The 20,836-nt window shown below is 40.0% G+C and carries 20 protein-coding genes; 16 read left to right on the top strand and 4 right to left on the bottom strand.

Annotated elements, in window-relative coordinates; all coding sequences use genetic code 11:
- Window position 1: 1 nt before the first annotated feature.
- The 5 genes from AC1D0Y_RS00575 (at window position 2) to AC1D0Y_RS00555 (ending at window position 6,145) form a co-directional block, all read left to right on the top strand.
- Window positions 2-1,528, top strand: a complete 1,527-nt coding sequence (locus tag AC1D0Y_RS00575) for a glycosyltransferase family 2 protein (RefSeq protein ID WP_221840888.1) — start codon at window positions 2-4, stop codon at window positions 1,526-1,528.
- Window positions 1,521-2,744 (top strand): nucleotide sugar dehydrogenase, encoded by a 1,224-nt coding sequence (locus AC1D0Y_RS00570; RefSeq protein ID WP_060747181.1) that lies wholly within the window; start codon window positions 1,521-1,523, stop codon window positions 2,742-2,744. The genes AC1D0Y_RS00575 and AC1D0Y_RS00570 overlap by 8 nt, the downstream gene beginning before the upstream one ends.
- Window positions 2,745-2,788: 44 nt before the next feature.
- Window positions 2,789-4,210, top strand: a complete 1,422-nt coding sequence (locus AC1D0Y_RS00565) for a glycosyltransferase family 2 protein (protein WP_477707287.1) — start codon at window positions 2,789-2,791, stop codon at window positions 4,208-4,210.
- 155 nt (window positions 4,211-4,365) lie between these two features.
- Window positions 4,366-4,761: a DoxX family protein gene (locus tag AC1D0Y_RS00560; RefSeq protein WP_013058570.1), complete on the top strand. Its 396-nt coding sequence runs from the start codon at window positions 4,366-4,368 to the stop codon at window positions 4,759-4,761.
- A gap of 169 nt (window positions 4,762-4,930) precedes the next feature.
- Window positions 4,931-6,145, top strand: a complete 1,215-nt coding sequence (locus AC1D0Y_RS00555) for a cytochrome P450 (protein ID WP_060747182.1) — start codon at window positions 4,931-4,933, stop codon at window positions 6,143-6,145.
- A 23-nt stretch (window positions 6,146-6,168) separates the two neighbouring features.
- Here the strand turns inward: AC1D0Y_RS00555 and AC1D0Y_RS00550 are convergent, their stop codons facing one another.
- A complete protein-coding gene (locus tag AC1D0Y_RS00550; RefSeq protein WP_060747183.1) occupies window positions 6,169-6,537 on the bottom strand; it encodes a winged helix-turn-helix transcriptional regulator in 369 nt (122 codons plus the stop codon).
- A gap of 242 nt (window positions 6,538-6,779) precedes the next feature.
- Here AC1D0Y_RS00550 and AC1D0Y_RS00545 point away from each other — a divergent pair, with 242 nt between their 5' ends.
- The 4 genes from AC1D0Y_RS00545 to AC1D0Y_RS00530 all read left to right on the top strand — a co-directional run bounded on the left by AC1D0Y_RS00545 (window position 6,780) and on the right by AC1D0Y_RS00530 (window position 11,110).
- Window positions 6,780-7,295: an enoyl-CoA hydratase/isomerase family protein gene (locus AC1D0Y_RS00545; RefSeq protein WP_060747184.1), complete on the top strand. Its 516-nt coding sequence runs from the start codon at window positions 6,780-6,782 to the stop codon at window positions 7,293-7,295.
- Window positions 7,296-7,434: 139 nt separating this feature from the next.
- On the top strand, window positions 7,435-7,560 hold the full coding sequence (locus AC1D0Y_RS00540; protein ID WP_016765178.1) for a hypothetical protein: 126 nt from the start codon (window positions 7,435-7,437) through the stop codon (window positions 7,558-7,560).
- A gap of 244 nt (window positions 7,561-7,804) precedes the next feature.
- The gene (gene helD / locus AC1D0Y_RS00535; protein WP_060747185.1) at window positions 7,805-10,123 is read left to right on the top strand and encodes an RNA polymerase recycling motor HelD; all 2,319 of its coding nucleotides are present in this window, start codon (window positions 7,805-7,807) and stop codon (window positions 10,121-10,123) included.
- Window positions 10,124-10,519: 396 nt separating this feature from the next.
- Entirely contained in the window at window positions 10,520-11,110 is a 591-nt protein-coding gene (locus AC1D0Y_RS00530; RefSeq protein ID WP_060747186.1) for a CPBP family intramembrane glutamic endopeptidase, read from the top strand.
- Window positions 11,111-11,212: 102 nt separating this feature from the next.
- On the opposite strand, the gene comJ is transcribed toward AC1D0Y_RS00530, so the two are convergent.
- Together comJ and AC1D0Y_RS00520 are read right to left on the bottom strand one after the other, a co-directional pair.
- Window positions 11,213-11,620 carry a competence protein ComJ gene (gene comJ, locus AC1D0Y_RS00525; RefSeq protein WP_028411020.1) on the bottom strand — a complete coding sequence of 136 codons (408 nt, stop codon included), beginning with the start codon at window positions 11,618-11,620 and terminating at the stop codon, window positions 11,213-11,215.
- 35 nt (window positions 11,621-11,655) lie between these two features.
- Window positions 11,656-12,030, bottom strand: coding sequence for a NucA/NucB deoxyribonuclease domain-containing protein (locus tag AC1D0Y_RS00520; RefSeq protein ID WP_225049535.1), 375 nt, complete (start codon window positions 12,028-12,030; stop codon window positions 11,656-11,658).
- A 445-nt stretch (window positions 12,031-12,475) separates the two neighbouring features.
- On the opposite strand from AC1D0Y_RS00520, the gene AC1D0Y_RS00515 reads away from it, so the two are divergent.
- Together AC1D0Y_RS00515 and AC1D0Y_RS00510 are read left to right on the top strand one after the other, a co-directional pair.
- On the top strand, window positions 12,476-12,736 hold the full coding sequence (locus AC1D0Y_RS00515; RefSeq protein WP_013058561.1) for a metal-sensitive transcriptional regulator: 261 nt from the start codon (window positions 12,476-12,478) through the stop codon (window positions 12,734-12,736).
- A gap of 156 nt (window positions 12,737-12,892) precedes the next feature.
- Window positions 12,893-14,842, top strand: coding sequence for an FUSC family protein (locus tag AC1D0Y_RS00510; protein ID WP_477707286.1), 1,950 nt, complete (start codon window positions 12,893-12,895; stop codon window positions 14,840-14,842).
- 35 nt (window positions 14,843-14,877) lie between these two features.
- On the opposite strand, the gene AC1D0Y_RS00505 is transcribed toward AC1D0Y_RS00510, so the two are convergent.
- Complete coding sequence (locus tag AC1D0Y_RS00505; protein ID WP_028411023.1) at window positions 14,878-15,696, bottom strand: squalene/phytoene synthase family protein; 819 nt, start codon at window positions 15,694-15,696, stop codon at window positions 14,878-14,880.
- Window positions 15,697-16,019: 323 nt separating this feature from the next.
- Between AC1D0Y_RS00505 and AC1D0Y_RS00500 the strand changes: the two genes are divergently transcribed.
- The 5 genes from AC1D0Y_RS00500 to AC1D0Y_RS00480 all read left to right on the top strand — a co-directional run bounded on the left by AC1D0Y_RS00500 (window position 16,020) and on the right by AC1D0Y_RS00480 (window position 20,832).
- Window positions 16,020-16,691 (top strand): response regulator transcription factor, encoded by a 672-nt coding sequence (locus AC1D0Y_RS00500; RefSeq protein ID WP_028411024.1) that lies wholly within the window; start codon window positions 16,020-16,022, stop codon window positions 16,689-16,691.
- Between the two features lies 1 nt (window position 16,692).
- Window positions 16,693-17,727 (top strand): sensor histidine kinase, encoded by a 1,035-nt coding sequence (locus tag AC1D0Y_RS00495; protein ID WP_028411025.1) that lies wholly within the window; start codon window positions 16,693-16,695, stop codon window positions 17,725-17,727.
- Window positions 17,728-17,814: 87 nt separating this feature from the next.
- The gene (locus AC1D0Y_RS00490; protein ID WP_050689920.1) at window positions 17,815-18,171 is read left to right on the top strand and encodes a DUF1093 domain-containing protein; all 357 of its coding nucleotides are present in this window, start codon (window positions 17,815-17,817) and stop codon (window positions 18,169-18,171) included.
- Window positions 18,168-18,935, top strand: a complete 768-nt coding sequence (locus AC1D0Y_RS00485) for an ABC transporter ATP-binding protein (RefSeq protein WP_060747189.1) — start codon at window positions 18,168-18,170, stop codon at window positions 18,933-18,935. The genes AC1D0Y_RS00490 and AC1D0Y_RS00485 overlap by 4 nt, the downstream gene beginning before the upstream one ends.
- Window positions 18,922-20,832, top strand: a complete 1,911-nt coding sequence (locus AC1D0Y_RS00480) for an ABC transporter permease (RefSeq protein ID WP_060747190.1) — start codon at window positions 18,922-18,924, stop codon at window positions 20,830-20,832. The genes AC1D0Y_RS00485 and AC1D0Y_RS00480 overlap by 14 nt, the downstream gene beginning before the upstream one ends.
- Window positions 20,833-20,836 lie beyond the last annotated feature (4 nt).

Genomic DNA, 20,836 nt, shown 5'->3' with positions numbered 1-20,836 from the left:
TTTGAAAGTATCAGTGATTATTCCAGCCTGTAACGAAGCTGATTCTTTGTTACCTGTCATTAAAGAAGTTCAAAAAATGAAGCCTTTTGAGATTATGGTCGTCGTAAATGGATCCAGTGATACAACACAGGAAATCGCGGAGGGTGCAGGATGCCACGTTGTTTATTATGAAGAAGCTCTTGGTATTAATATTGGAAGGGCCATTGGGGCTAAAAAAGCAAAAGGAGATATTTTGCTTTTTTTGGACGGAGATATAGCGGTTCCTCATGAGGAGCTGATGAAATATACGAAGGCTATAGAAACCGGTCATGATATAGCGTTGAACAACCTTTCATGGACTATGAAGCGGAAAGTGCGTCCGCATCCGGTTTCCGTTGCGAAATACATGCTGAACTTATGCTTGCAGCGTGAAGATTTATCCATTCAAGCATTAACAGCTATTCCCCATGCTATCAAGAAAACATCGGCAGCTAAAATTGGATACGAGAACTTAGCTCACCCGCCTCTTGCTCATACGATTGCTCTTTTAAAAGGAATGTCAATCGTTGCACCGTGTTCTTCAGACGTTATTTATACCAATAAGATTAGAACTACCCACAAAACCATTCCTACCAATTCTCCTTTCCCTATTTCCACTAACTATATTATTGGAGATCATATTAAAGCGTTAGCTCATCTTATCGAAGAAAAAGGAATAAGAGGCGGGCTCACAGATGGTAATCGAAACCGAGAAGTTGTTTCCGCTTATACACCGAATGTAAAACGGAAAACAGGAGTTAAGTACAGTGCTGTTATTCCAGCAGGTGAAGAAAAAGAGACGATTGCAAACGTGATTAAAGAAGTAAGAAAAGCCGGAGTGGAGGAAATCATTGTGGTTGCCAACGGAGCCGATGAAGTAACGGTCAAACGAGCGATTGAAGCCGGAGCTACTGTTCTTCATTACAAGCAGCGCCTTGGACACAATGTACCTCGAGCAATTGGTGCGATGTACAGCAGCGGTGAAGTTTGCTTGTTCGTAGATGGAGATATTGTGATTTCCGCGGAACATTTGCGTCCATATTTAGAAGCGGCTGACCAAGGAGTTGATGTAGCGCTTAATAATTTAGAGTGTCTGCTTGACGAAGTGCATCCCATCCACTCTGTAAGCGCGGCGAAATATTTTCTTAATATTGTTTGCAAACGTCCGGATTTAACCATTAATACGACGACGGCAATTCCGCATGCAATTAAACGGGATGTAATGGAGAAAGTAGGCTACGAATCTCTTATTATTCCGCCTTTATTTCAATTACAAAGTATTATGTACGGCTTTAATGTCCAGCCTGTTCATTTTGTGGATGTCGCGCGAACAAACCGGATTCGAAAAGAGCATATGAAAGTCAAGGGTTTGGCAGCGTCAACGCAGCGAATCCTAGGTGATTATGTAGAAGCCATGGCGTACTATATCAGCCAAACCAGCGAAAGAGGCGAATTTCTCCCGGACATACGAAGACATGATATTTTGTTTGAGGTGTTGAAGAATGAATAAAAAAGTTGCCGTTATTGGTCTTGGGTATGTGGGGCTGCCTCTTGCTCTTTTGTTTGCTAAGAAAAACTATACCGTGATTGGACTTGATATTGACAAGCGGAAAATTGAAGCGCTAAGACAAGGGAAAAGCTATATTCCAGACGTAAGTAATGATGTGATTCAAAAGGAGAAAAATTTTCAAGCATATGAATTAAAAAAAGGTATTTCGGCATTTCAAGCCTGCGAGTATGTAGTGGTGACCGTACCAACCCCAATTACAGAAACGCACAATCCAGATTTAGGACCAGTTATTAGCGCATCTACTTTCTTAAAAGAATACATGGTAAAAGGGCAAACGATTATTTATGAAAGCTCTACCTACCCAGGTACGCTTGAAGAAATTGTTTTGCCTATTTTGAAAGATTCTAACTTGCAAGCAGGAATAGATTTTTATTTAGCTTATTCTCCAGAGCGAGTTGATCCGGCAAACAAGTCGTATGACATTGAGCATATTCCAAAAGTGATCAGCGGCTACAGCAAAGAGTGCCTTCATCATATACAGACATTTTACGGAATTATTTTCCATAAGGTTGTACCTGTTTCTTCTCCAAAAGTAGCGGAAATGTGCAAGCTGTTTGAAAACATTCAGCGTCTGGTCAATATTTCATTGGTGAATGAAACAAATGAACTGTGCGAGGAATTAGGAATAGATTTTTATGAGGTCTTACAAGCGGCATCTACCAAGCCGTTTGGGTTTACTCCTTATTATCCAGGTCCCGGAATAGGGGGGCACTGCATACCTGTTGATCCGCTTTATTTCTTATGGAAACTAAAGCAAAATGGATTAACGAGCGAACTTATTGAAGCGGCTCATCATATTAATGAAGAAATGCCAAATAAAGTGATTAAACGGGTTGAAAAGCAGCTTAACGCAAATGAAAAGCGCGTGCTCGTGGTGGGCGTTGCGTATAAAAAAGACGTAAATGACATACGTGAATCGCCAGCGCTAACCGTGTGTGAAGGTCTTTTAGAAAAAGGGTATGAATTAACGTATCATGACCCGTATATTGACTCTGCCGTCTTTAATAAGCAAACGTACTTTTCTGTCCCGCTCACAAAAGAGGAAATCGAAAAAAGCGATGTTGTACTGGTATTAACTGACCATAGTCAGGTGGATTGGTCAATCGTAAAAAATGCAAAAAAAGTTGTAGATACAAGAGGTATTTTAAATGAATGAAGCCGCTGAGTTATTCAGTGGTTCTTTTTTTAGGGGTGATATTAATGAAAACTCTTTCTGTCGTGCTGCCTGTTTACAATGAAGAAGACACGCTAAAGACCGTGCTTAAACAAATTAAGAAAGTGAATGTGCTTGAGATTATTGTAATCGCAAATAGCTGTACCGATGCTTCAGTAAAAATAGCAAAAGAAGAAGGGTGCATAGTAAAAGTAGTGGAAAAACGCCTTTCTCCCCATGAAGCAAGAATGGAAGGAGCCAAAGCCGCCAAAGGAGAGGCCGTCTTATTTGTAGACGGAGATATTATTCTTTCGGCTTCTGAGATTGAACGTTTTGTGCAGGCGCTGTTATTCGGACATAGTGATGTTGTACTAAACAAGTGGGAAAAAACAAAGATGAATACTTTTAATCGCAGTGAACTGACGTGGAGTACGGTCCTGCATCATGCACTCGGAAAGCCTCATCGTGTCAACGCTTATTTAAAAGCACCTTACGGCGTGCTGCTGAGCGTATTAAAGAACTACTGGGAGATGCCGCCTCTTTCTTTATTTGTGACGTTTTTAACACAGTATCGTGTAAGCACGCATATTACGATTGAGACAGAGGGAAAGGGAAGCTTTCGCCCGTTTGATCGTCCGCTGCGCAGAAAAGAGCGAATTCAATCCTATCAGCAGCTTCTTCAAACATACTATGCGCTGTCGTCGAATAGTAAAAGGCGAGTGGATATGCTTGCGCAGCCCATTCCAGTTGTGGAGCACGGCTGGGGGAAATTATCTTCTTTTTATGGAGGAAAACAGCTGTCTGTTATTATTCCGGTTTGCAACGAAGAACAAACAATCAAACAAGTGATTGCAGAAGCAAGAAAACTTGAACCGTTGGAAATTATTGTTGTGATTAACGGCTCTACGGATCAGTCAGAGAAGTATGCCAAAGAACAGGGCGTCAAAACTATCGTCTACGATGAGCGGTTAGGGCATGACTGCGGAAGAGCTGCGGGGGCTCTTGCAGCAACAGGAGATATTCTTCTCTTTATAGACGGAGATTTTGTTCTTTCAGCTCAAGAGTTGTATCCATTTGCTTCAGCGGTAGCGAGCGGCGTTGATGTAGCTTTAAACGTATGTGAAGATGAAGCGAAGCTCACGCATGTTGTGCAGGGGTGGAAGTACGTGTTAAACGAGACGGTAGGAAGAAAAGATTTATTAATGAGCTCGATGACAGCTGTTCCTCATGCCATAAGTAGAGAGTGCCTGGAGAAAATTAGGCCCGAATCTCTTGCTGTACCGCCTTGTGCCCAAATAGAAGCCATCATAGAAGGTTGTCATGTGCAGGCCGTTCACCATGTTGATGTAAATAAATTTAACCGATTTCGATATTCTGAACACCTATTATTAAAGAGCCATTCTGCTACGGCAGAACTTATTATTCAGGATCATATTTTTGCATTTCTCTCGTATCTTCAGCGTGACTGAGCAGGGAGTATTGCCTTACTTCTAAAAGAAACGTTTAAAATGAGATAAAGAAATTTGCTGATATCTTGTTTTTCTGTTCTAACCCCTTGAATTTGTTCACAGTTGTAACTAAAATTGTTACATGTGCAGACAAAAGTAAAAAAGGAGGAAAAGAAATGAAAAGCTATCAGCTTGGAACGTTTTTACTTCGTCTTATGTTAGGGCTAACGTTTTTTATTCATGGCCTTGGCAAATTCCAAAGCGGTATTGATAATACGGTCGGTTTTTTCCACAGCATGGGCATTCCTGCGTTTTTCGCTTATGCGGTTGCGGTTATTGAATTCGTAGGGGGAGCCGCTATGATTCTTGGATTTCAAACGCGTTTAATCGGTGTCTTGTTTGCGATTGTAATGATTGGCGCTATTTTTACAGCGAAAAGCGGTGCTGGTTTTACAGGCGGCTATGAGCTTGAGGTTGCCCTTTTTGTCGTTTCGCTTCATATGATTCTAGCAGGAAGCGGCGCGTACGCGTTAGACAACCGGTTACAAAAACCAGAAGAACATTATTCTTAAAAAGGTAGGCGCTATGCGCCTACCCTTTTTTGTAAAAAATATCCTTCTATCGATTCATTTTTACTAAAATATACAGCTATCATTTTTAAGAAAATTCGTATATATGGTACTATTTGGTCATAGATGACTACACAGTCATTCTATTTGAACGATACGGGGAGGTTTTAACATGAAAACCGAAAGAGAAAACGGAATTGTCCGTCAAGTGAATACGATTCAAACAAAAGAAGAGCGATTTAATCCTTTTTCATGGTATGAAGAGATGAGAAACAGCGCGCCTGTGCAATGGGATGAAGAAAGACAGGTATGGGATGTTTTTCACTATGACGGGGTCAAAGAAGTGCTAGAACAAAAGAATGTTTTTTCTTCTGATCGAAGACCTCCACAAAACCAAAGACAAACTGCTCTGGGAACGAGCCTAATTAATATTGATCCGCCTAAGCATGCTGAAATGAGAGCGCTTGTCAATAAAGCTTTTACGCCTAAAGCAATGAAAGCATGGGAGCCTAAAATTGCGCGTATTACAAATGAATTATTACAAGAAGTGGAGCATCTTGAAGATATTGATATAGTCGAGCATCTGTCCTATCCGCTTCCGGTTATGGTAATTGCCGATATTTTAGGCGTGCCGATAGAAGATCAGCGTCAGTTTAAAGATTGGTCGGATATTATCGTAGCGGGTCCTTCTAATAACGAACGTGAAACGCTCGAAAAATTGCAGCAAGAGAAAATGAAAGCAAATGATGAGCTAGAAACTTACTTTTATCGAATCATTGAAGAAAAACGCACGCGTCCAGGAGATGATATTATCTCCGTGCTTCTTCAGGCAAAAGAAGAAGGGAAACAGCTAACGGATGAAGAAATCGTCGGTTTTTCTATTTTGCTGCTGATTGCAGGAAACGAAACAACCACAAATTTAATTTCAAACACGATTTATTGTTTAATGGAAGATAAAGCTTCTTTTGAACGACTCAAACAAGAGAAAGAACTTTTGCCTTCTGCGATTGAAGAAGTTCTTCGCTATCGTTCACCCGTTCAAGCTCTTCACCGAATCGTAAAAGAAGATGTGACTCTGGCAGGCAAGAAACTAAAAGCGGGCGAACACGTCGTTCCATGGATGGGATCTGCGCATCGAGACGCTCAGTATTTTGAAGACCCGGATGTATTTAAAATCGATCGAAAGCCAAATGTGCATATGGCATTTGGAAGAGGCATTCATTTTTGCTTAGGAGCACCGCTTGCTCGAATAGAAGCAAAAATTATGCTGGCTGAGCTGATTGACCGCTATCCGCAGATGGACTGGAGCCCGTCATTTGAGTTAAAGCCGATTGAAAGCACGTTTGTGTACGGGTTAAAAGAATTATTGATTCGTAAACATGTATAAAAAAAGCACGCTTTGCGTGCTTTTTACTCTTTCTCTGCTTGAATTCTCGCTTCAGCAATTTTATCCGTATAATCATATCCCCATTTAAACATCAGCTCGATAATAGGGATGAGCGTTTCTCCAAAAGGTGTTAAATAATATTCTACTTTAGGCGGAACTTGTTTATAGACTTCGCGGTGGATAATTCCGTCGCGCTCGAGTTCGCGAAGCTGCAGTGTGAGCATTCGCTGCGTCACGCCGGGAATGAGTCTGCGCAGTTCATTAAAGCGCCGGCGTTCCTTTGATAATTGATATAAAATGACGCTTTTCCATTTGCCTCCGACTACATCAACGGCTGCTTCCACAGGGCAAGAATAGCCGTGAGGCTCCCATTTTGTTAAGTCGTATTTCATAGTGATTACTCCTTTTATCAGTGAGTTCAGCTGCATTTGTGCTGTTTATACTATAGCACGTCTTATTTGATAAAAACATGGAAATGATTCATGGAATTATTGACGGAAAATTAAAAAAGTAATGGAAATAATTATGAGTTTGTTGTATGATGAAACTATGAAGATAACTTTTCTATTAAAAAGCGAAATGTTTTGAAAGCGCTTTATTTATAAAGAACAACAGGGGAAAGGGCGGAGGAAGGATGAAAAGGTTTATTAAAGTAGAAAAAAGAAATCATGTGGCGGTTGTACGAATGAATCAGTCAATGCTTAATCGTTTGAACAGTGAAGTCATGTATGAGCTGCAAGAAACGATGAATGAGCTGCAGCACGATGCGTCGGTTGGATCTATTGTATTTATGGGAGAGTACTATAAAATGAACGGAGATCATAGAACAACCTCTTTCCTACGTGAAGAAACAGGAAGGCTTTATCAGCCAATTCATGCAGTAGCAGCTCGAGCGATTTTTCAGCGTATTTCATGCAGCTCCAAACAAACGATTGCGCTTCTTACAAACTTTACGTTTGGCGGAGGATATGAGTTAGCTTTAGCATGCGATGTACGAATTGCGGAAGAACCTGTGCAGCTCAAGTTAACAAACGGCATGACCGTTAGTGCGCAAGAAGCGTGCAATATGGGCAAAGTGCAGCACGTTGTGCAAAAAGGAAAAGGATTAGAATATTCACTTACGCTGAACGCATTAGAAAAGGAAGCTTGAAAAACGCTTTCACTTTATTTTTATAAAGTGAAAGCGTTTTTATTTTATTTTGTTGATAAAAAGGTATTGAAAATTCTGAAAAAAAGAGTAGAATGATAACAAATCTACTTATTTTAAATAAGCAAAGGAGCTGGTATCAATGCCATTCATTTTTAAAGAAGCGGTAGTCGGATTGTTTACAGCGGCAGCAGCAGGTTTACTGGCGTTTCAAGGGGTAGAAGTGGTGTCAGCCATCATTCATCTACTAACTTTTTGGAAACAGTAATAGCTAATAAGTAGAGGAACGACCTATAAAGATAAGGGGCTTGAGACTTTCTCAGCCCTTTTTGTTGTGGAGTTCATTATTTTTCAGTATACTAACGGTGGAAATTAAGACATAATATGGTTACATAGCAGGGATTTACGAACTCAGTAGGGAAGTATGTAGACTCTGAAAAAAATAAACAACGATCGCTTTTACCCGGTAACAAGTTTTGTTATCGGGTAACGTGTGTAAGGGGTGTGGATAAGTGAAAGACAAAAATTTAACAGAAGAACAGCAGCGAGTTGATTGGGTAGTAGAAGAAATCAGCCAAAAAGCTGAAAAAATAGGTAAAAGCGTAGGAAACGTAAAAGGCGAAATTGTCGATTTGCGAAGCACGTTTTGGGACGATGTTACGGTTAATATGGATGAGCCAGATGACGTGATTGAGACATTTACGAGCATTAAGCAGCAGGCAGAACTTTTAGCTGAACGTGAAATTACCCATAGACAAGCGTATGATCAATTAAAAACTTTAAAAAAATTAACGCAATCCCCTTATTTTGGACGTTTTGATTTTATAGAAAATGGTGAAAAAGAAGCGGAAGCTATTTATGTGGGCGTGGGCTCTTTAATGGATCAAAAAGATGAAGAGTTTTTAATTTATGATTGGCGGGCGCCTATTTCGAGTCTTTATTATGATTATTCACCGGGAAAAGCGCAGTACGAAACGCCAGGTGAAGCGATTAAAGGCGAGATGAAGCTAAAGCGTCAGTTTATTATCGAAAATAGCGTAATTAAAAGCATGTTTGATACAGGGATTACCATTCGCGACGAGCTGCTTCAAGAAGTGCTCGGACACAATGCAAGCAGTCAAATGAAAAGTATTGTAGCGACCATTCAAAAAGAACAAAACCAAATTATTCGAAATGAAAAAAATAAAGTGCTGATCGTTCAAGGAGTAGCAGGGAGCGGTAAAACGTCTGCGGCTCTTCAGCGCGTGGCTTATCTTCTCTATCATCACCGAAAGCAGCTGACTGCAGAAAACATGATGCTGTTTTCACCAAATCCGCTTTTTAACAGCTACGTCTCAACCGTTCTTCCGGAGCTTGGAGAAGACAATATGAAACAAACAACGTTTCAGCAATATGCCGATGGCCGGTTAGGAAACGAGTTTGAAGTGGAGGACTTGTTCGTTCAAATCGAATATTTGCTAACGGAAAAAGATGCTGCGGCAAAAAAGCAAAAAATGCAGGAAATTCGCTACAAGGCAAGCCGTGAATTTAAAAAGCAGGTAGATGCGTATATCAAAGAACTGTCTACTAAAGACATCATTTTTAAAAACATTAAGTTTCGCGGCGAAATCGTGTTATCTGCTCGGCGTTTGCTGTCTTATTTCTATTCGCTTGATACGGGAATTTCCATTCCTAACAGGATGCAGCTCGTAGCCGAGTGGGCGCTTAAACTCATTAATCAGCTTGAAAAACTTGAACGCAAAAAAGATTGGGTTCAAGAAGAAATTCAGCTCTTAGAAAAAGAAGATTATGTAGAGGCCTATCAGCATCTGCAGAAAAAGGAAGGCTATACGGAAAGCTCATTTGATGATTTCGACCGGGAACAAGCGTATTTAGCAAAGGCCGTTGTAGCTAAGAAAATGAAATTTATTAAGCAGGCGATCAAGCAGCTTAAATTTATCGACATTCGACGTATCTATATGCAGCTGTTTGAAAGGAGGCACCTTTTTCTGCATGTAGAAGGATGGGAAGACACTGCTAAAAATACGGTGCAAAGAGTCATGAACATGAAGCTGTCTTATGAAGACGTAACGCCTTACTTATATATAAAAGATCAAATTGAAGGGCGCAAAGCTAATCCTGTCATTCGCTATTTGTTTATTGATGAAGCACAGGACTATTCACCGTTTCAGCTGGCGTTTTTAAAAGAGCTGTTTCCGCATGCCAGAATGACGCTGCTTGGAGACTTGAATCAAGCGATCTATGCGCACGCCTTGAACGCACCGACCATTCTTTCAAGCGAACTGTACGAAGAGAAAGAAGCAGAAACGCTGACTCTTACGAGAAGCTACCGATCAACACGTCAAATTGTTGAGTTTTCAAGAGATATGGTGGCAAATGGCCATTTAATCGAGCCGTTTAATCGAGACGGTGCGAAGCCAACCGTTACGGCTGCAGATAACGTCCAAGACCTTCATGAGGCAATCATACACAAAATTAATGAATTGAAGCAGCAAAACTATAAAACGATTGCCGTTATTGCCAAAACAGCTGAGGAAAGTCTTCAGGCATTCCAAGCACTTCCTGAAGCAATGTCTGCAAGGCTGCTGACAAAAGAAACAAGTTCATTTGAAAAAGGCATGCTTGTTCTGCCAGCTTACTTAGCAAAAGGAATTGAATTTGATGCCGTCATCATTTACAATGCGTCGAGTGAATGTTACCAAGATGAATACGAGCGTAATTTATTTTATACGGCATGCACAAGAGCGATGCATGAGCTGCACCTGTTCTCGCTTGGTGAAATCAGCCCGTTTATATCAAATAAAGAAACTTATGAATACCAAGCACAATAAAAAGAAGACGGCCGGTGTTCTGATTATCTGAGAAAGTAACAGTAGGATTAGTAAAGGAAATCGAGGATGAAATCGCAAAGGTTTTGTCCTCGTTTTTTTATTTAAACGGATTCAGCTTATTTTCATTGCTTAATTAAAAATTGTTTGGTTAAATTTCCGCTACTATAAAACGAATCAGAAGGACAGTAAAAGGAGGATTTTTATATCCAATATTTACGAATAAATGTATTACTCATCCTTATAATAAGTTTATTTTTCTTCGGGATTGTTCTTTTTTCTTATAAGTTATTTGCTGCAGGAATGTTGCCCATCATAGGCTTGCTTTTTATCTACGCTTTAACCTCTAAATACCGTTCAACTGTTTCTCTGTTTCTATTCTTTTTAGTAGGGACATGTATGTTTCAAGTAGGAAGCAATTATTTCATTGAATGGGATCTATCCAAAGAGATGAAAATCATTGTAAACAGAGTTTTACTTTTGTTTATCATAGGTGGACTATTGCTTTCAGTTTTGTTGTCCAAACAAAAGGTATTTCTTTTTGCATCGTTACCAGACGGGCAGAAACGTATAGTGATGCCATATCATTCGATTAAGCTAACGTACTTTTTACTGTTTGGTCTAATTGGTTCGGCTACAATCTTTGTACCGTTACTGTTCGTTGAAGATATAAGCTATACAAAATCATTCGTCATATACGGTATAGTATTCTCCGTTATAAACGCTATTTTAGAAGAGTTGCTTTGGAGAGGGATCATGCTATCTCATTTAAAAAGTAATCTTTCCACTTTTTATGCTGTTTTCATTACGAGTATTGGATTTGGTCTTTTGCACATATCAATAGGAATTCCTGTAATCATGAGTTTACTTTTTTCTTTTGGTGGACTTTTCTATGCATTTGTCGTTTTAAAGACGAAAAGCATATACCCGGCCATAGTTTTTCATTTTATTATTAATTTAGGTATGGTCTTTAACGGATGGATATTTTAGCATCTTGCACCAAAAAGCTCAGAGCTATATATCGCTCTGAGCTTTTTATGAGTTATTACTGTTGTATATTGCCTGAACTGTTTACAGTAGGCCGCTTTCTTTTTATTGACTTTCAAAATGCAGTAAATACTTCACTAAATAAAGGCCTGAGTTTGTTTTTTCTTGAAGAGGAATGGTCAGGCATGTGACGTAATAATACCCGTTTGGAATATCATAGCTTAAAGTTTCAGATAAGACACTTTTGATTTCAATCCCATCGCTTTCGACGTGAAAAGGAAGGCGAGTGGTCTTTTCAGCCCGTGATGCGTCTGGAGTTTCGTTTACCCACACTTCAATAATGGCTTTTGTGTTCGATACGGCTTCAAATGAAATAGCTTTATCGTCTGCGACATATCCTTTTTGAATATCTTCATCACTCCAGTCGTGATGGGGCTTTGGCTGTCCTTTTTGAAACAGCGTAAACTGATGATAAGACATGGTTAGCTCTTGTTCTTTCCATTTTGTTTTCATGATTTCACCTCTTCAAAGTAAAGCTTGTTCTGCTATTATTGAACGATAAATTGTACGCGTGTACCATCTGGATACTGTTCTAACTGATTTCCAACCCATGAGCCGGCTCCGCGGTTATCAGAAGGTGAAATATAGCGAATGTCAGCTCCTGCTCCGCCTTCTTCGCACATAGCCATTGGCCATTCATCACGGTCATAGCCTGTTTTTGTTGGATATCCTTTCAGGGATTCTTCTCGGTTCGCTTCAGCACCTTCGCGATCAATTGTGCAAACGGCAGAGTGCCCAGCGGCAATTGCGTCACGAATATGATTACCCGTTTCAGGATATCGGTCTAACGGAAAATAAAGCGTCGCATCATAGTTTACTTCAGCTTCCGTTTTTTCAGGAGCTAAAAAAGCCGCATGTCCCATAAACCCTAAAATACATGCCATGATAATGAATAGACTTGCCATTAATTTTTTCCCGTATGTAGCCATCTCAAACCTCCAGTGTAAGTCGTTTTTACAGCTTAACTATACTCTCAGATTGCTAAGTTTAGATTACAGGACAATAAATACGGTGTAAACAAGTATTAACATTTATGTGAAAATGATCTTTTTTTCTTATCTGTAAGGAGTAGAAAAGCTCCTTAATATTCCGGGAATTATACTTTTTATTGTGAACCTGCTTACCAGTCAGGTTAAATGTAGTGTGAAGAGGTAGGTAACGAAAAGAAATCTCAGCAGTGCAAAAAAGAGTAAACTTCCTTTACTTGACATCATACCCTAATAGGTATAAAGTTGTGTATACATTTACTTCTTGCGTACAGCTTAAAAGCAAGAAGCGCAATCATGCATGAGCGGAGGTAGTAGTATGATGGAATATGATAAGCAAGTTAAAAATCGTTTGAAACGTATTGAAGGTCAGTTAAAAGGTGTCTTAAATATGATGGAACAAGGAAAAGACTGCCGTGACATTGTGACACAGCTCTCAGCAGCCAGAAGCGCAATTGATCGCACGATGGGTGTTATTGTCAGCACCAATCTTGAACAATGCGTAAGAGAAAGCATTGAAAAAGGCGAGAATACGGAAAACTTAGTAAAAGAAGCAGTAGAGCTGTTAGTAAAAAGCAGATGAGACATTCGTTTCATCTGCTTTTTGTTTTTATTGTACGCTGCTCATAAGGATAAAAACCGCTGTTCCTAAACACAATACGGATAGGAACAGCGGTTTTTTAGGTTTATCTCGTTTTAAGAACAGGAAAGATATATGGAGAGAAAGGAGGAGGTCAAGGTGAGTCATGACAAAAAGTCACCAACATATAATCATACGGAAATTCATCATAAAATTGAGGCTTCTCCAAAAGCGCCGGGAATCAAAGCTGCTTTTCGCTTTAACCATGCTTCTTCTCCTTGGGTAAGAGGAATCAGCTCAGGCTTGTCTTCAAGTTTACCGATTTTGATAGGGATTTTGTTTGATCATTTGCAGTACGGACTCATTGCAAGCATTGGCGGCTTTACATATTTATATACAAAAGATGAGCCTTATGCGCAGCGTGCCGTTAAGTTATTTTTAGCTTTGCTTGGCGTTACGCTGTGCTTTACACTCGGCTCGTTATTTGCTGACGTAGCTTGGATGAAAACTATTTTATTTGGTCTTATTGGAGCTGTATCGGTTTATGTTTTCGGAGCGTTAAAAATCCCAGGGCCTTCTGCCATGTTTTTTGTCCTTTCATTTGCTGTGAGCACGAGCATTCCAGCGCCGAATTTGCAGGCTGTTTTTTTGCACGCAGGACTCGTTTTTTTAGGAGGAGCACTATCTTGGTGTGTTAGCATGAGCGGCTGGCTTATTAATCCGCGCGGACCTGAAACCGCTGCTGTGGCGAAAGCGTACAGGCAGCTAGCTTCATTTGTCGGGTCTCTTGGTACGGAATCGTTTCACGCCGAGCAGCATAAAACGGTTGTAGAGCTTCGGGCAGCGGAAACGGCGATGAAACAAGCGAAAATTAATCGGAAAAAATCATCGTTTGCGCATCGCCTGTTTTTATTAAATCAAAAAGCCGAAGGGCTGTTTATCTTTGTAATGGCCGCTGCGAACGATTTTAATCCGGCTGTTTCTAAAAAAGCACAAGCGGTGATTGAAACGTTCGCATCCGAAATGGCCACGTTAAAAAAACATAAAAAAATTCGAGACGTTCGAGAAGAAATTGAAGATCTGTCCATCAAAGAAGAGCTACGTACATTATTATTGGATGTAAATGACGTTCTTCAAATGAAGGAATTAAAAGAAACGGAGTACATTCAATTTTCACAAGGCAGCGTAAAAACACGGTTAAAAGCTGCTTTTCACAAACGTTCGTATGTGCTTAAAAATGCTTTGCGCTATGGAATTATTATGATCATTGCCGCAGCCGTTGCCTACACGACAAATATTCCTAGGTCTTACTGGATTCCGCTTACGTGCGCGGGAGTGATGCTTGGAGCAACCGTTCGTGCAACGGTTCAGCGAGGTATTCAGCGTTCGGTCGGAACGATTTTAGGTATTTTAATTGGGACCGGAATTTTAATGCTTGAGCCCACAGGAATCGTGATCGCACTCATTGTCTTTGTGCTTCAATCGACAATTGAAATTGTAATTGTTAAAAACTACGCGCTCGGCACGCTCTTTATCACGCCAAATGCTCTTTTAATCGCTGAAAGCGGTCATCCTGATAAAGCGATTAGCTACTTTACGTCTGCTCGAGTGATTGATATTGTTATTGGTTCTATTATCGGAGTGGTCGGTACGGTATTAGTTTTTAAACGAGCTTCTTCGCTTCGTTTGCCGTATTTGCTTGGAGATGTGATACGAAAAGAAGGACAGTTTTTAGAAATGCTAAGCACCGAACAAGATGAAGAAAGAATTAAACGAGAAAGAAATAAGCTTCAAGGGGAACTCGTTAATCTTCGGGCCCTGTACGATAATGTGATTGGAGAATATTCTAAAACGGCCGTCAAACTAGAAGGATTGTGGCCTGCCGTTGTCGCTACCCAGCAGTTAGGTTATATGCTTCTTGCGTCGTTTGAAGGATATGAGCTGTCAGAAACGGAGAAACGAGAGCTTAAGGAAACATTTGCTCAGCTAGCTGCAGCAGCTGAGCAAAAACGAGCGCCAAAGCTTTCAAGTGTTCCAGCCCTGAAACGATACCCAATTATTCAAGGAGAAATAGTCGCTTTATATGAAAGTCTGCAGGTGGAAATATAAAAAGCACGGAACCCAGGGGCTCCGTGCTTTTGTTTTTACATATCCACAACTTCATTTACCGTTTTATTTACATCGTCACGCGTCATTTTTTCTTTTCCTTTCATCAATGCGTTTAATGTTCCATCAGCAAGCGCTAACGGAATTTTACAGAAATGAAGGATCGGAAGCGATTTGACATCTTCTAAATATTTCTTTCCTAGTGAAAGATTGCGGCGAGCGTAGGCAAACATATCTTCTCTGCTCCAATTGTTAGGAAAGAAGCTGACTCCGCGCTCTGAATCTTCCGAGGTATTACGCAGGATATTAACAGACTGCAAGCCGCGTCCGAACGCAATAGCTAATTCTTTGTCTGTCTCCGTGCCGTCATACCATTTCCAAATGTCATTAAGCATCACACCTACTAGACCAGCTACGTAGAACGTATAGTCATCTAAATCCGCTTCATTTTGAATATGCCAGTCTTTTTCTACCCAATCGGCCATTCCTTTGGCCATAATAGAAGTTGCATCTAATACTTGATCTGCAACTCCAGTCGGACAAAGCGCAATCCAGTTGCCGAGCTGAAGCGTTACGTCAGGTAAATCAGCTTGATAAGGACCTACTAATGCCATGTACTCGTCTTCGTTAAAAGACTTTTTTAACAGGTCACTAATGTCGTAAAGCAAGCGGCTTTTTACACCGGCTTCTAGCTCAGGGTGATCTTCAATTTCATCAATTGCCCTCATACATAAGTAAGCAGATCCTACTGCATCCTGCAATTCTGCCGGCAAGTGGCTAATTGGAATAAAAAATGTTCGGCTTGTCTCTTTTAACATCACCATTGCGTTGTCGCGTAATTTGTTGGGTACACTCATTGATAACTAGCTCCTTTTTACATATCCACATGTCAAATTAGTTTAAGTTTTCATCTTATATACTATAGTAACAAAAAATGAGCATTTAATGGAGTTTAAAGATTACTTATTAACGATATTGTCATTATTTTGTAGTATTTGAACAGAGAAACTTGTAACATATACAAGTTTACACTACGATAATACTCGTTCATTCTTCGTTTTACAGAAATAAATGGTTTATTTTTAAGAAAATTGCTGTCATGCTAATGAATTAGATGAGCTTTTAAGAGAGTATTCAACAGTAGGTTATACATAATACATAGGAATACAGAGGTGAATGTATGAAAATTTTAATTGTAGAAGACGATGATAAAATATATGAATTAGTGAAAGAGAAATTTGAACAGTGGTCATTTGAAGTGGCTGGAGTAGAAGACTTTCAAAAGGTAATGGAAGTATTTATTGCAGAAAGCCCAGAGCTTGTTATTTTAGACGTGAATTTGCCTGTATATGACGGGTTTTACTGGTGTCAGCAAATACGTGCAGTTTCAAAAACTCCTATCGTCTTTCTTTCCTCTCGTGAACATCCAATGGATATTGTTATGGCAATGAATGTTGGGGCAGATGATTATATTCAAAAGCCGTTTAACTTGGATGTTCTTGTTGCTAAAGTGCAGGCGCTTCTGCGGAGAACGTATTCATATGGAGATACGATTTCGGACGTTATCGAGTGGAACGGCGCGGTGCTAGACTTAAAAAAAGGAAGTTTGCATTACAACGACCAAGAAATTCATTTAACGAAAAATGAATTTTTTATTTTGCGGCTTCTTTTGGAAGAACGAGGCAAGATTGTATCGCGAGAAGAGCTTATGCGAAGGTTATGGGAAGATGAGAAATTTGTAAGTGACAATACGCTTTCTGTCAACATCACACGCATTCGCACCAAGCTGGAAGAAATCGGGCTGAATGATAAAATTGTGACTAAAAAAGGCCAAGGATATTTGGTGAATTAAGATGTGGAAAAGTTTTTTAAGAGAAAGACTAAGCTGGATTTTATTTGTTCTTATATGGCTGATTGTAATCGATGCTCTGCTGCTGCTTGAGTATGATATTAAGGTGTCGTCCACTTCGTTTTGGTATTTAAATCTATTAACGCTGTGTCTGCTGATTCTGTTTCTTTTATGGAGAGGAATAAAAGAAAGAAAATTTCTAAAAAAGTTGAGCTTAATGATGCGGAATGATGCGTACGATTTGCAAGAAATGCAGCCATATGTTCGAACAAAAGCAGATGAAGACATGCTGAGTTTGCTGCAGCATATAGATCGTGTGTATCGCAGACAAACTCATGCTCTTCACGTACAGCAGAGAGAGCAGCAGGAATATATAACGACTTGGGTTCATGAGATCAAGACGCCGCTTACTGCGATGAAGCTGCTTATTAATGCTCATCGTACAGAGCTTTACAAATGGCCTTGGCTAAAGGATATTGAAGATGAGTGGATGAAAATTGACGGATTAGTAGATCAGAATTTATATTCTGCACGCCTGCAGTACTTAGAAAAAGATTATCAGGTGCAGGCAGTGTCACTAAGCGAACTTGTTTTTCCAAACGTTGCGTACTTCTCAAAATGGTGTATTGAAAAGAAACTGGATATTGATGAAAAAAATCTAGACATACTGGTACACACTGATTCAAAGTGGATGCAGTTTGTTGTGAGACAAGTGCTGTCTAACGCCATTAAATATAGCCCTCTAGAAGGAAAGCTTTCTTTTTTTAGTGAAGAAACTCCAAAGTACGTAAAGCTATTTATCGCTGACCAAGGAAAAGGGATTCCAACTCAAGATCTTCCCCGGGTTTTTGAAAAAGGATTCACAGGAAATGCGGGAAGAAAAACGAAGGGAGCTACAGGGCTAGGGCTGTATTTTTCAAAAAAAATTACAGATGCTCTTGGCCATCGAATAGAAGTGAATTCACTTTTACACGAAGGCACCACGGTGATCCTGACCTTCTACAAACCGAATTCTTTTGATAACCTTTCAAAAATGTAAGATTGCACGCTGAGATTGTCATCTGCTTCAAACGAATCTTTCCTTGTTTCAAAGTAAGATAGAGCTATACACAAGGAGGGAACGTACATGAAGCGAAAGTGGATTAGCCTCTTAGCTCTGCTTTTGGTTGTAGGAGCAGGTATAGGAGGAATAAAGATTTATCAAAAAGCCGCAACGGAGCATCAATACGGGATTATCCCAAAAGAAGCAAAAAAAGTGGATGAGTATGGACGAGTTCAATATACCATTTCAGTGATAAACGAAAAAGGACAAACAACGTTTCAAACATTTACAACGATTAAACAGTTAAAAGAAGGAACGGTTATTGACCTTTTTGTTCGAGGCAATGAAGTTCGGAAATATGACATTATAACAAAGAATGAGCTGCCGCAGCGAGTGAAAAGCGTGTGGCCTACAAAAGAACGAAAGGAGGAGGAAAAGTGAGCGTTGTTCTTGAAGGGAAAAATGTAACCAAAGCGTTTGGATCAAGAGGAAATGTATACGAAGCGCTGAAAGGAATTGATTTTACAATCGAAGAAGGAGAGTTTGTCGGTATTATGGGACCATCTGGAGCGGGAAAAACGACGCTGATGAACATTCTTTCAACGATTGACCGTCCCACCGACGGCGAGATATGGATTCAAGGAGAAAACGTGGCGCTCATGAAAGATAAGAAGCTGTCTGCTTTCAGACGCAATCATTTAGGGTTTATTTTTCAAGATTATAATTTATTGGATACGTTAACGGTAAAAGAAAATATTCTTCTGCCGCTTACGGTTACAAAAATGTCTAAGAAAGAGATGGAAGCGAAGCTTAAAGACACCGCAACGCGACTAGGCATTTATGAGCTGGCGGATAAGTATCCGTATGAGATTTCTGGCGGACAAAAACAGCGCGTTGCAGCAGCGAGAGCAATGATTACGAATCCAGCCGTTATTTTCGCCGATGAACCTACCGGAGCTCTTGATTCCAAAGCTGCTTCAAGCCTGCTTGAAAAGCTGTCGCAATTAAATCAAGAAGACCGTGCCACGATTATTATGGTGACGCATGATCCGCTGGCTTCAAGCTACTGCAGCCGCGTGCTGTTTATTAAAGACGGACAAATTTACACGGAGCTGTTTAAAGGCGAACAAACGAGACGAGCATTTTTTAAACGAATTATGAACATTCAAGGCGCATTAGGCGGTGAAGGCTATGACCGTATTTGATCTTGTTAAAAAGAATATGCGCAAAAATATTAGCCGGTACAGCCTTTATTTCTTTTCAATGATTTTTAGTATTATTGTGTACTATGTGTTTGCTACGCTTCAGTACGACCAATCGATTTCAAAGGTTATTGGAGAAGAGCTGAGGCTGCAGGGCATTTTTAATGCTTCAAACTACGTTTTGCTTACCTTTATTGTTGTCTTTATTTGGTACACAAACTCATTTTTCATCAGGCAGCGTAAGAGAGAGCTCGGGCTGTATCATTTAGTCGGCATTGAAAAACGTACGATTGGAAAAATGATTTTTTATGAGAATATGCTTCTGGGAATTTTTTCTTTGGTGGTCGGTATTTTACTAGGTACCGTGTTTTCAAGGCTATTTGTGCTGTTTTTACTAAAGCTTATGGGACTGTCGCTTTCTATTACGCTCACATTTTCTTTTCAAGCGGTTTTAAAAACAGCCGTAGTGTTTTTGCTTGTTACCATTTTTATATCGTTTCAAGGCTATTTTATTATGTACCGCTATACGCTATTAGATCTGTTTCAAGCAGAAAGCAAAAGTGAACGCGTAAATAAAATGAATTCGAAACGCTCAATTGCAGTGGGAGGACTGGGTATCTTACTCGTTGGCTACGGATACTACCTTTCATCGGGAAACATTGTGACGCCTAAGTTTTTTCTAATTGTAGCCGTTGTACTGTTCTCGGTCATTTTCGGTACATTTTTACTTTTTAAAGCCACAATTGAGTGGCTGATGGGGCTTTACCGAGAGCATGCAAGCCGATATTATTCGTTTGCAAATATGCTAAGCGTTTCTACCATGATGTATCGAATTAAAGCAAATGCACGAGTGTTAACCCTAATTACGATTTTGTCGGCTACTACACTTGTAGCAGTTGGTGTGACGTATTCCTCGTACTATAATACAAAAGCCGACGCCAGAAGCATGCAGCCTTATGACTATACGCTGCACAGCAGAAAAGCAGCGCAAGAATTTATGGATGTACTGGATGAGCTAGATATCCAATCAAATCGGTATGTCTATCATATCGTGAAGCACTCTGCTGATTTATCGGATTTTCGATTTATTACATCGGGCTACTATAAAGATAGGGAACAAATCAGTTTTTTAGATGAAGAAGAAGTGCGGAAAAATGGCGTTTCGGTTCCTGCGCTAAGCGCAAACGAAACTGTTATTTTTGATTCAATGGCAAAAGGAAAAGTGTTTAAGCCTAGTACAGGTAAAACCGCAGCTGTGCAGCTGAACAAATCAGAAGAGCTTACTTTAAAAGTCGTTAAATCCGAGCCTTTGCTCATTCTTGATTCTGACAGTGCCGGCTATCAGTTTGTAGTCCACCACGATACATTTAACAAGCTTTTAAAAGCTGGGCAAAAGCAAGCGGTGTACGTATTTAATACCGATGATGGAAACAAACAGAATGAACTTGCTAAGAACTATCATCAAATCGCAAAAGAAGCTGGCGAAAGCCGTACTTCATACTATGATGTGTTTCAGGCAGGCTTAATGAGTAAAGGATTGTTTATTTTTATTGGAGGGTTTTTAGGGCTCGTCTTTTTGATGGCAACGGGCAGTATTATTTATTTTAAGCAAATCTCTGAAGCGGAACAAGAGCGCAAAAGATTTGAAGTTCTGCGTAAGCTTGGGTTTTCAGTGTCTCAAATGATGAGCGCCGTTCGAAAGCAGCAGCTGTTTACGTTTGGTTTGCCTTTAGTGATTGGCATCTTGCACAGTCTATTTGCGCTGAAGGTCATTACGAACCTAACCGGTGAAAGTCTGATAGTCCCTGTTTTAATAGCGGATGCAGTATACGGGATTATTTATTTCTTTTTCTACTGGCTGACAATGAATTACTACCGAATGGTAATAAAGCGACTATAAAGAA

This window comes from Priestia sp. P1_B12_1 (assembly GCF_056406695.1).
The sequence above is the reverse complement of the archived record's forward strand: the minus strand, read 5'-3'. Positions and strand labels throughout refer to the sequence as shown.

Bases quoted from the DNA above. Each gene is read 5' to 3' on its own strand.
- AC1D0Y_RS00570 (WP_060747181.1), top strand. From the start codon at position 1,521: ATGAATAAAAAAGTTGCCGTTATTGGTCTTGGGTATGTGGGGCTGCCT.
- AC1D0Y_RS00565 (WP_477707287.1), top strand. From the start codon at position 2,789: ATGAAAACTCTTTCTGTCGTGCTGCCTGTTTACAATGAAGAAGACACG.
- AC1D0Y_RS00560 (WP_013058570.1), top strand. From the start codon at position 4,366: ATGAAAAGCTATCAGCTTGGAACGTTTTTACTTCGTCTTATGTTAGGG.
- AC1D0Y_RS00555 (WP_060747182.1), top strand. From the start codon at position 4,931: ATGAAAACCGAAAGAGAAAACGGAATTGTCCGTCAAGTGAATACGATT.
- AC1D0Y_RS00550 (WP_060747183.1), bottom strand. From the start codon at position 6,537: ATGAAATACGACTTAACAAAATGGGAGCCTCACGGCTATTCTTGCCCT.
- AC1D0Y_RS00545 (WP_060747184.1), top strand. From the start codon at position 6,780: ATGAAAAGGTTTATTAAAGTAGAAAAAAGAAATCATGTGGCGGTTGTA.
- AC1D0Y_RS00540 (WP_016765178.1), top strand. From the start codon at position 7,435: ATGCCATTCATTTTTAAAGAAGCGGTAGTCGGATTGTTTACAGCGGCA.
- AC1D0Y_RS00530 (WP_060747186.1), top strand. From the start codon at position 10,520: ATGTTTCAAGTAGGAAGCAATTATTTCATTGAATGGGATCTATCCAAA.
- comJ (WP_028411020.1), bottom strand. From the start codon at position 11,620: ATGAAAACAAAATGGAAAGAACAAGAGCTAACCATGTCTTATCATCAG.
- AC1D0Y_RS00520 (WP_225049535.1), bottom strand. From the start codon at position 12,030: ATGGGACATGCGGCTTTTTTAGCTCCTGAAAAAACGGAAGCTGAAGTA.
- AC1D0Y_RS00515 (WP_013058561.1), top strand. From the start codon at position 12,476: ATGGAATATGATAAGCAAGTTAAAAATCGTTTGAAACGTATTGAAGGT.
- AC1D0Y_RS00505 (WP_028411023.1), bottom strand. From the start codon at position 15,696: ATGAGTGTACCCAACAAATTACGCGACAACGCAATGGTGATGTTAAAA.
- AC1D0Y_RS00500 (WP_028411024.1), top strand. From the start codon at position 16,020: ATGAAAATTTTAATTGTAGAAGACGATGATAAAATATATGAATTAGTG.
- AC1D0Y_RS00495 (WP_028411025.1), top strand. From the start codon at position 16,693: ATGTGGAAAAGTTTTTTAAGAGAAAGACTAAGCTGGATTTTATTTGTT.
- AC1D0Y_RS00490 (WP_050689920.1), top strand. From the start codon at position 17,815: ATGAAGCGAAAGTGGATTAGCCTCTTAGCTCTGCTTTTGGTTGTAGGA.
- AC1D0Y_RS00480 (WP_060747190.1), top strand. From the start codon at position 18,922: ATGACCGTATTTGATCTTGTTAAAAAGAATATGCGCAAAAATATTAGC.